Source organism: Desulfolutivibrio sp., from assembly GCF_036584575.1.
Lineage (GTDB): Bacteria > Desulfobacterota > Desulfovibrionia > Desulfovibrionales > Desulfovibrionaceae > Desulfolutivibrio.
Window position 1 is genome coordinate 1 of sequence record NZ_JAZHDB010000236.1, and the last position, 9,328, is coordinate 9,328.

Below are 9,328 nucleotides of genomic sequence, written 5' to 3' on the forward strand. Positions count from 1 at the left end.
TACATGATGTCGGCCTCGAAGACCTCCTTGTTCCCCCCATTCACCCAAAGGTTATGGGCGAACGCCGCTGAAGCGGAAATAGCAATGACCAAAGTCATTCCGAATGTTCCCAACATCTTCCCGATTTTCATTAAAACTCCTCCGAATGACAAAAGGTTGAACGTGCCAACCGCCCGTGCGAACGGCCGGAAGAACTCGACAGATAATGAAAAAGATTTTCATTATCGACAGCACACCACCTTTATGCAATCTTCTGCAGTGTGGCAAGCTGGCACACTGGGGGTTCCCCTTGGCGTTGCCAGGGGATTACCCAAGGCGGACAGACGCAACGCCCCATGCCCCAAAACGTGGCCAAACGCTCCCGTATTTCCCGCCCTCAAGCCCGGCGGAAGCCCAAAGGCATTTGCCGACTGGCCCTTCTCTCAAACGAAAAGGGCCGTTGGCGGACAGTGCTCACTGCCTCAATCCCCATGAATCCCTGGTCGTGACCATCGGCATGGCCGCATGTCAGGCGGCCTTTGTCACGGCTGTGGCCACGGCGGGGTCGGGCAGGGTCCAGGCCACTGCGGCGCTTAAGACCGGCAGGATCATGGTCGTGGCCAGGGCCGTGTGCAGGCCGTGGGCGTCGGCCACCATGCCCAGAATGGGCGCGGCGATGCCGCCGATGGAGATGGCCAGCCCCAAGGTCACCCCCGAGGACAGGCCGATGCGTCCCGGCAGGTAGCTCTGGCCCAGGACGATCATGGCGCTGTACGGTATGGACAGCCCGATTCCCATGGGCACGAGCATGCTCAGGGCCGCCCAGGGCGAGTTCATGGCCAGAAAGACCGGAATCATGGGAATGACCGTGAGGTAGCTGAAAAAAATGATGCGTGGCTGGCTGCGGCGGTCGGCCAGCCGGCCTCCGGCCAGGGAGCCCACCACCGTGGAGGCCGCAAAGACCGTCAGCGCCATGGCCCCGGCCCGTTCCGACTGCCCCAGGACGTTGATCCAGTACAGCGGAATGAACGTATTGAACCCGAAAAAGAGCATAGACCGCCCCACGACCGTTCCCGTCAGGCGAAAAAAGGCCCCCCAGGCCGGTTTCCCCACCGCCTCGGCCGAGGCGGACATGGCCTTCGCGGCCTGCATGGACTGCGGCCGGGACAACAGCCAGGCCGCCAGCACGGCCATGAGGCATCCGGGGAGGGCCAGGACAGCCGTGCCGCCAAGGCCCCACCATCCCGTCACCAGGGCGGCGAAAATCGGCCCCAGGGTGAATCCCATGGTGCCGCCCACGCCGAAAATGCTCATGGCCCCGGCCTTCTGGCTCCCGGCGTTCTGGTTGATCAACCGGGCGCCCACGGGATGAAACGCGGCCACGCCCACGCCGCAGACCACGGCCGCAACAATCAGCAGCGGATAGGTCGGGGTCAGGCCCGTCGCGCCCAGGCCCAGGCAGGCCATGGCCAGGGCCGCAGGCACAAGCCAGGTCTTGGAGGTCTTGTCCGCAAAGTGCCCGAAGGCCGGCTGCACCACGGTGGAGGCGATGTTGGACGAAAAGACCACGGCCGCGGCGGCGGCGTAGGACAGGCCGTGGCGGGGGATCAAAAGCGGCAACAGGGCGGGCAGAGCCCCCTGGTTGATGTCCGTGAACATGTGGGCCAGGGTGATCCAGGCCACTTGGCGGCGGTTCATGCAATCCTTCCTTTGCCGGGGCGATGGTGCGGATCACTCCCCTGACGGCCTTGCTCCTACCCCAACTTGCCGCTAGTGTGTCTCGACAATATGACGAAGAATAGCGCGAATCCGACAGGGAAGCTGGCTGACGTCCTGTCCCGACCCAGCGAGCAGGGAGACGACCCCGATCCCTTGCGGCCGGTCCTGGCCGTGTCCCGCGAGCTCCCGCCGTTTCTGCCAAGCCCGCCCCATTGCCATTTCCGGGCCCAACTCATCCATGCCTCGGCCGGAGTCATGACCATCACCACCCCGGACAGCATCTGGGTCACCCCGCCGCACCTGGCCCTGTGGGTTCCTTCCATGATCTGGCATCATGTGCGGGTGTATGGCCGCGTATCGCTCAAAACCCTGTACATTATGCCCGGGGCCGTACCGGACATGCCTGAGACGTGCCGGGTGGTTCCGGTGTCGCCGCTTTTGCGGGAACTCATCATCCACGCCTGCGCCTTTCCACACCATTACGAGCCAAGCGGCCCGCAGGGCCGGGTCATGGCCGTCATCCTGGACCAGATGCGGGTCTCCACCACGGCCCCGCTGTATCTGCCCATGCCCCGCGACCCCAGGCTGGCCGTGGTCTGCCGCCACCTTCTGGACGATCCCGGGGACCGGCGCACCCTGCCGGAACTGGCCGCCCGGGCCGGGGCCGTGGATCGCACGCTGTTGCGGCTTTTTCTCAAGGAAACGGGGCTGACCTTCCGCATCTGGCGCAGACAGGCCAGACTTTTGGCGGCCCTGCGCAAATTGGCCGCCGGGGAGCCGGTCATGGCCGTGGCCATGGACCTGGGCTATGAGAGCCAAAGCGCGTTTATCGCCATGTTCCGGCGCGCCCTGGGCGTCACCCCCGGACGCTACTTCGCCCGGGACGAGGGCCTGCGCCAAGGGCACGCCCGCCCCCCCGCCGGGGCGTCGCAGGCCGAGCCGGAGCAGCGCCCGTCTTGACAACAGCCCGATTACGGATATTATTTCATATGCGGGAATAAAAACCCTTTTCCAGAACATCCCGAGAGGGAACGCCCATGCCGGATGCCGTAAACCCAGCCGGACATACCGAGGCCCAACCGCCGGGTCATTTCGAGGCCCAACACGCCGGACATGTGGAAGCCCATCCTCCCGGGCATGTGGAACCGGGACCGGCCGGTCACGTCGAGGTGGACCTGGGCGGCCATGTGGAAGTGGATCTTGGCGGCCATGTGGATGTCGACCTGGGTGGACATGTGGATGTGGATCTGGGTGGGCACGTGGATGTGGACCTGGGCGGCCATCTTGATGTGGATCTCGGAGGCATCGTCAATGTTCACCTCTGAGTCGAAACACGCTTTCCGCTGAGGTCTTCCCGAATTCCCCCCGGTGCGCCAAGGATCGGGACAACCTGGTTCCCATGGGGCTCACCTGGGACAAAACCGTGGGCGTTTCATCGCCCCCCCTTTTTGCGCATGAAAGCACTCCATTTCGCTCTTATCTTGGCGGCCTTGCTCCTGGCGGCCCCTTTCGGACCCGTCTCCTGCACCGAAAAGCCCCTGCTGGCCTCCCGCAACGCCGATCCGGAATATCTCGGCCAAAAGGCCAAAGACCGCTATACCGCCTTCGTGCGCCTGGGGCAGGAAGAGGAGGCGGCCATGGAGGCCGGTCGCCCGGACGATGCCGCAGGCTATCGCGCGGCCAAGGAAAAGGCCTATCAGGAGTACATCGAGGCCGATGCCGATGCCGCCCGGGCGGTTGAAGAGCAAAATCGGCAACAGCGGGGAACGGCCCAGACCCCGAAGTAACGCCCATCGAAGGATGCAGGCCGACCTCCCGCAACAGTCCGGGACGCCGACGACCGCAACAGCTCACGCCACCACACGCCAAGTCTCGCCGCCTGGAACGATTCGGCGGAAAACGAAATCGCCGCATCTGCCGCATCCGCCTGTCGCCGCGCCCGATGAAACGGCGCCCTCATGGCCGGACGATAGCCTTACGGGTCTGGTCCGGGTCTTGCCCGCCCTCAGAGATATGCTTTTCAAACGAAGGTCTTGCGTAAACAGCCTGCATCCGGCGGCGTGCGAGGGGCGCCCCCTGGCCGAAGAGGCGGCGGCAGGCCCGGAATCTATTCCGAAGCGGCGGATTCTGAGGCGGCTGTCTCTGGAGCGGCGGCCTCTGGGGCAGGCGGTTTCTTTTTCCCGAAAAGCGCCGCCGCCACAATGCCCACCTCGTACAACACAATCAGCGGCCCGGCCATGAGGCATTGGCTGATGGGGTCGGCAGGGGTCAAAAGGGCGCCCAGGATAAACGCCCCCAGGATGGCCCAACGCCGGTTGCGGCGCAGGCCGGCGGCCGTGATCAGCCCGATGCGGGCCAAAAAATACAAAACCACAGGCAGCTCGAACACCACTCCGAAAGCCACCAGGAGCATCACCGCAAACGAGAAATAGCTGCTGATGGTGGGCATGATGGTGATGAGTTCCCCGGCGTAGTCCACAAAAAATGAAAACGCGAAGGGAAACACCACAAAATATCCGAACACCCCGCCGCCAGTGAAGAAAAAGGCCGTGGCGATGGCCACGGGAACAAGCGCCCGCCGTTCCTCCCTGTAGAGTCCCGGGGCGATGAACCGCCAGATCTGGTAGAAGATGTAGGGGCTGGCCACCAGGAAGCCGCCCAGAAAGGCCATCTTGAGGACGGTGAAGAACTTCTCCGGCAGGGTGGTGGCGATCAGCGTGCTTTTCGGCGGCAGGACGTTCAAAAGCGGCTGCAAAAAAAACCGCAGCATGTCTTCGGCCACGGCGTAGCAGGCCAGAAAACCCACAGCGGCGGCGATGACGCAATGCATGATCCGGGTACGCAGCTCGCCCAAATGGTCGAGCAGGGACATCTCCTGGTCGGCGTGCTCCTCGTCGGAGGCGGTGTCCCCGGCGAGGGGGGCGCCAGAATTGGGGTCGCCAGGCGGCGCCCCGTCCGGCTCAGGGCCAGTCCCTGCGGCGCCATGGGAATCGCCAGTCCCCTCGGACCCCGCCACGGCAGGTTCGCCGCCAGCCGTCGTCCCGGCCTCCCGGATACTGTCCGGAGCAGCGCCGGAACCCGTGCTCACGCGGCGGGCTCCGTCGCCGCCGCCTGGGCCGCTTCCTTGCGCACGAAACCGGACCCCAGATCCAGCAGGATGGGGCTGGCGATGAAAATGGAGGAATAGGTGCCGGCCACGATGCCGATCAACAGGGCCAGGGCGAAATCATGGATGACCGCGCCGCCGAAGAGGTACAGGCACAGCGTCACCACCAGGGTGGTGCCTGCCGTCAGGATGGTGCGGGTCAGGGTCTGGTTGATGCTGCGGTTGATGATGTCCGCCAGGGGTTCCTTTTTGTCCGCGCCGTGCATGGTTTCCCGGATACGGTCGAAGACGATGATGGTGTCGTTTAAGGAATACCCCAGGATGGTCAAAAGCGCCGCCACCGTGGTCAGGTCGAATTCCTTGTCCAGGAGGGAAAAGATGCCGATGATCAAAAACACGTCATGCAGATCGGCCACCACCGCGCCCAGGGCGAATTTCAACCGCATGTACCAGCAAAGGAGCAAGGTGATGAGCATGGCCGCCAGGATGAGATAGCCCGTGGGCACATGCAGCAGGTTGAGCAGATACACGCCGCCGGTCAGCCCGGCGGCCATGATGCCCGCAGCCATCCAGCGCTGCTCGAAACGGCCGGAAATGTAGATGGCGATAAGCAAAACCGCGTAGAACACGGCCTCGATGGCCTTGGAGCGCAGATCCGCGCCCACCTTGGGGCCGACCATCTCCAACCGCTGCACCGTGAACCCGGCGTTGGGCAAGCCCTTTTGCAGGGCCGTGACCACGGCCTCGCGGATGCCTTCCTGGGACATGTCCTGCTCGGCGGCCCGCACCAGGTATTCACCGTCCGTGTCCTGGCCGAAACGCTGCACGACCATGCCCGAAAGACCCACGGGCTCCACGGCCTTGCGCAGGTCGGCAACCTCCAAAGGCTTGTCGAACTTGAGCTGGATGGTCAGGCCGCCCGCAAAATCCACGCCGTAGCGGGGGCCGCCCTTGACCGCCAGGGAGATGAACCCCGCCAGGATGATCGCGGCGGAGACAAGATAGGCGATCTTGCGATATTTGAGAAAATCGATGTGCGTTCCAGGTTTGATCAACTCAAGTCCCATGCTGTCCCCCATGCGTTCGCGGAAAAAAGCCCGGCAACCGGGCCTTGTCGGCAAAAAGACGCCCGTCGTGCGTTTTGACTCACAGCAAAAGAGGCCTGCAGCGAGCAGGCCGCCGTAAACTGCGAAGGCTTCCGTTTTTTCCGACCGCTTGTCAAGCGTCGGAGGCCCTCTCCCAGACCCTTAGAGCCACTTCTTTTTCACAAACACCAAGACCCCCAGGATCGACAAGAAAAGCCCCGTCGCCACCACGATGAGGAAGGCGTTCATGGAATGCTGAAAAGGAAGCTCCACGTTCATGCCGTAGATGCTGGCGATGAGATTGGGGATCATCAGGATGATGGTCACGCTGGTGAGCACTTTCATGACCACGTTGAGGTTGTTGGAGATGATGGAGGCGAAGGCGTCCATCAGCCCGCTTAAGATATTGCTGTAGATCTTGGTCATGTGGATGGCCTGAAGATTTTCGGTGATGGCGTCGTCTAAAAGATCCTTGTCGAGTTCATCCAGGCGAAGAACATCCGCCCTGGTGATCCTGGCCATGACAATCTCATTGGCTTTGACCGAGGTCATGAAATAGACGAGGCTTTTTTCAATATTCACGAGCCGTATGAGCGCCTCGTTTTGCATGGACTTGTGCAGGTCGTCCTCCAGGAGGTTCGACTTCCTGTTGATTTCCTTGAGGTGGCGTAAAAAGGTGATGGACGTATTGAGAAACACCTGGATGATGAACCGGGCCCGGTCGCTGATCAGGAAGTTCTTGACCCGGCCCTCCAGGAATTGCTGCACGATCTCGTTTTCCTGGCGGCACACGGTGATGATCAGCCGGTCTTTTTTAATGATGCCCAGGGGGATGGTGCGAAACGGGATGTCGTCATCCTCGTCGGCGGCGCGCATGGGCGTATGCACCACGATGAGCACGCTGCCGTCGTCGGCCTCGATGCGGGCCCGTTCGTCCACGTCCAGGGCGTCAGTGAGGAAGTCCTGGGGAACGCCGGTCTGCTCGGCCAGGGACTTGATTTCCGCTTCGCCGGGATTGACCACGTTGATCCAACAGTCGTCCTCAATGTGGCGGATCTCGCCGAGCTTGCCGCCCGCGTGCTTGTAGATGGATATCATCGGGCGCCTCGTTTCGCATACTGGGTGATGATCAAAACCACGGGATACATGGCTTGCCGCTGGCGACGCGGGGAACCGGCCATGCCCGCCGGAGCCCCGGGTGGGCACCATAGACCCTGGCTGAAACGGAGGCAAGACGCCCTGGATTTTATGGCGTTCCCGCCTCGCCAGGATGACGGAAACGTCACACTTCGTCCGGCCCAAGGCCCCACGCCCCCGTTGCCCCCGGGCGGGGCTTCTGCTACTAACCGTGGGTTTTCGGCAACCGTTCCCACCCACGGAGACCACGCATGGCCAAAAAGACCCTCCCCCCGGACACGATGCGAAGCGACGCCCTGGCGACCGCCCTGACCACCATCGAGCGCAAGTACGGCCAGGGCTCGGTCATGCGCCTCAACGACTCGGCCCACGTCAAAATTCCGATCATCCCCACCGGCTCCATCGGCCTGGACATGGCCCTGGGCGTGGGCGGCATTCCCCGGGGGCGGATCACCGAGATCTACGGCCCCGAATCCTCGGGCAAGACCACCCTGGCCCTGCACATCATCGCCGAGGCCCAGAAGGCGGGCGGCACCGCCGCCTTCATCGACGCCGAACACGCCCTGGACGTCAACTACGCCAAGCGCCTGGGGGTCAAAACCGAGGAGCTGCTCATCTCCCAGCCCGACTACGGCGAACAGGCCCTGGACATCGCCGACCTGCTGGTGCGCTCGGGCGCCGTGGACGTGGTGGTGGTGGACTCCGTGGCCGCGCTGATCCCCCAGGCCGAACTGGAGGGAGACATGGGCGACACCCAGGTGGGCGGACAGGCCCGACTCATGTCCCATGCCATGCGCAAGCTCACCGGCACCATCCACAAGTCGCGCACCTCCGTGGTGTTCATCAACCAGATCCGCATGAAGATCGGCATGACCGGCTACGGCAGCCCCGAAACCACCTCCGGCGGCAACGCGCTCAAGTTCTACGCCAGCATCCGCCTGGACATCCGGCGCATCCAGACGCTCAAGGACAAGGAAGAGAGCTACGGCAACCGCTGCCGGGTCAAGGTGGTCAAAAACAAGGTGGCCCCCCCCTTCCGCGAGGCCCAGTTCGACATTCTCTACGGCACCGGCGTTTCCCGCGAGGGCGAATTGATCGATATGGGCGTGGAGGCGGGCATCGTGGACAAGTCCGGGGCCTGGTTCGCGTTCGGCAGCGAACGCCTGGGCCAGGGACGAGAAAACGTGCGGGCCTTTTTGCAAGAGCACACCGACATCCGCCAGACCGTCGAGCAAAAGCTCATGGAGCATCTGGGGTTGGCCGAGCCCGCAGAGCCCCTGGATGTCCCGGCCCTGCCGGACGAGGCCGACGACGGCATGTAACGCACACCCGCTTCGGCTGTCGGGGTTGCAGTTTCACACGACATTAACCATCACGCGCAAGGACTTCGGGGGGGCGGCATCCCCCCCGGCCTGTGTTGGAGGCAGACGCCCATGATGACGGCCAGCGAGATTCGCGCCCGGTTCCTCGACTACTTCGCCAAAAACGACCACCAGCCGGTATCGAGCTCCCCTCTGGTGCCCCGCGAGGATCCTTCCCTGCTCTTCACCAACGCGGGCATGGTCCAGTTCAAAAAGGTCTTTCTGGGCCAGGACAAACGGCCCTACAAGCGGGCCGTGACCGCCCAGAAGTGCCTGCGCGTGGGCGGCAAACACAACGACCTGGAGAACGTGGGCCGCACCGCCAGACACCACACCTTTTTCGAGATGCTCGGCAACTTCTCCTTCGGCGATTACTTCAAGGAACAGGCCATCCGCATGGCCTGGGAATTTTTGACCGTGGAGCTGGGCCTGGACAAATCCCGGCTCTACGCCACGGTGTACCGCGACGACGACGAGGCCTTCGACTTGTGGCGGAAGGTGGCCGGGCTGCCCACCGAGCGCATCTACCGCCTGGGGGAAAAGGACAACTTCTGGTCCATGGGCGACACCGGCCCCTGCGGCCCCTGTTCCGAGATCCTGGTGGACCAGGGCGAGCACATGTCCTGCGGCCCGGACTGCGGCATCGGCTCCTGCGACTGCGACCGGTATCTCGAGGTCTGGAACCTGGTCTTCATGCAGTACGACCAGATCGACAAGCAGACCCGCGTCAACCTGCCCCGCCCCAGCATCGACACCGGCATGGGCCTGGAGCGCATCGCGTCCATCTGCCAGGGCGTCAACTCCAACTACGACACGGACCTCTTCCAAAAAATCATCGCCCGGGCCGGAGAGCTGGCCGGGGTGGCCTACCGGGCGGGCGAGGAGACGGACACCGCGCTGCGGGTCATCGCCGACCATTCCCGGGCCGTGGCCTTTCTGGT

General features: G+C 63.4%; 9 protein-coding genes. 5 read left to right on the plus strand and 4 right to left on the minus strand.

Annotated features, from left to right (window positions below; genetic code table 11):
* Nucleotides 1–507 precede the first annotated feature (507 nt).
* Nucleotides 508–1,677 carry an MFS transporter gene (locus V3572_RS17725; RefSeq protein WP_332112361.1) on the minus strand — a complete coding sequence of 390 codons (1,170 nt, stop codon included), beginning with the start codon at nt 1,675–1,677 and terminating at the stop codon, nt 508–510.
* Nucleotides 1,678–1,767: 90 nt separating this feature from the next.
* Between V3572_RS17725 and V3572_RS17730 the strand changes: the two genes are divergently transcribed.
* The 3 genes from V3572_RS17730 (at nt 1,768) to V3572_RS17740 (ending at nt 3,485) form a co-directional block, all read left to right on the plus strand.
* The gene (locus V3572_RS17730; protein ID WP_332112362.1) at nt 1,768–2,658 is read left to right on the plus strand and encodes an AraC family transcriptional regulator; all 891 of its coding nucleotides are present in this window, start codon (nt 1,768–1,770) and stop codon (nt 2,656–2,658) included.
* A gap of 77 nt (nt 2,659–2,735) precedes the next feature.
* On the plus strand, nt 2,736–3,023 hold the full coding sequence (locus V3572_RS17735) for a hypothetical protein (protein WP_332112363.1): 288 nt from the start codon (nt 2,736–2,738) through the stop codon (nt 3,021–3,023).
* Between the two features lie 129 nt (nt 3,024–3,152).
* Nucleotides 3,153–3,485 (plus strand): hypothetical protein, encoded by a 333-nt coding sequence (locus V3572_RS17740; protein ID WP_332112364.1) that lies wholly within the window; start codon nt 3,153–3,155, stop codon nt 3,483–3,485.
* 320 nt (nt 3,486–3,805) lie between these two features.
* Here the strand turns inward: V3572_RS17740 and tatC are convergent, their stop codons facing one another.
* From tatC to V3572_RS17755, 3 genes are all read right to left on the minus strand, one after another.
* Complete coding sequence (tatC, locus tag V3572_RS17745) at nt 3,806–4,786, minus strand: twin-arginine translocase subunit TatC (protein WP_332112365.1); 981 nt, start codon at nt 4,784–4,786, stop codon at nt 3,806–3,808.
* Nucleotides 4,783–5,871 carry a protein translocase subunit SecF gene (secF, locus tag V3572_RS17750; protein ID WP_332112366.1) on the minus strand — a complete coding sequence of 363 codons (1,089 nt, stop codon included), beginning with the start codon at nt 5,869–5,871 and terminating at the stop codon, nt 4,783–4,785. The genes tatC and secF overlap by 4 nt, the downstream gene beginning before the upstream one ends.
* 180 nt (nt 5,872–6,051) lie before the next feature.
* Nucleotides 6,052–6,987, minus strand: coding sequence for a magnesium transporter CorA family protein (locus V3572_RS17755; RefSeq protein WP_332112367.1), 936 nt, complete (start codon nt 6,985–6,987; stop codon nt 6,052–6,054).
* A 290-nt stretch (nt 6,988–7,277) separates the two neighbouring features.
* Here V3572_RS17755 and recA point away from each other — a divergent pair, with 290 nt between their 5' ends.
* Together recA and V3572_RS17765 are read left to right on the plus strand one after the other, a co-directional pair.
* Nucleotides 7,278–8,348 carry a recombinase RecA gene (gene recA, locus V3572_RS17760; RefSeq protein WP_332112368.1) on the plus strand — a complete coding sequence of 357 codons (1,071 nt, stop codon included), beginning with the start codon at nt 7,278–7,280 and terminating at the stop codon, nt 8,346–8,348.
* Between the two features lie 111 nt (nt 8,349–8,459).
* Nucleotides 8,460–9,328 (plus strand): alanine--tRNA ligase-related protein (locus V3572_RS17765; RefSeq protein ID WP_332112369.1); only part of this gene is annotated, 869 nt, incomplete at its 3' end.

Excerpts from the sequence above, each read along its gene's own strand:
- V3572_RS17725 (WP_332112361.1), bottom strand. The coding sequence starts at position 1,677 with ATGAACCGCCGCCAAGTGGCCTGGATCACCCTGGCCCACATGTTCACG.
- V3572_RS17730 (WP_332112362.1), top strand. The coding sequence starts at position 1,768 with ATGACGAAGAATAGCGCGAATCCGACAGGGAAGCTGGCTGACGTCCTG.
- V3572_RS17735 (WP_332112363.1), top strand. The coding sequence starts at position 2,736 with ATGCCGGATGCCGTAAACCCAGCCGGACATACCGAGGCCCAACCGCCG.
- V3572_RS17740 (WP_332112364.1), top strand. The coding sequence starts at position 3,153 with ATGAAAGCACTCCATTTCGCTCTTATCTTGGCGGCCTTGCTCCTGGCG.
- secF (WP_332112366.1), bottom strand. The coding sequence starts at position 5,871 with ATGGGACTTGAGTTGATCAAACCTGGAACGCACATCGATTTTCTCAAA.
- V3572_RS17755 (WP_332112367.1), bottom strand. The coding sequence starts at position 6,987 with ATGATATCCATCTACAAGCACGCGGGCGGCAAGCTCGGCGAGATCCGC.
- recA (WP_332112368.1), top strand. The coding sequence starts at position 7,278 with ATGGCCAAAAAGACCCTCCCCCCGGACACGATGCGAAGCGACGCCCTG.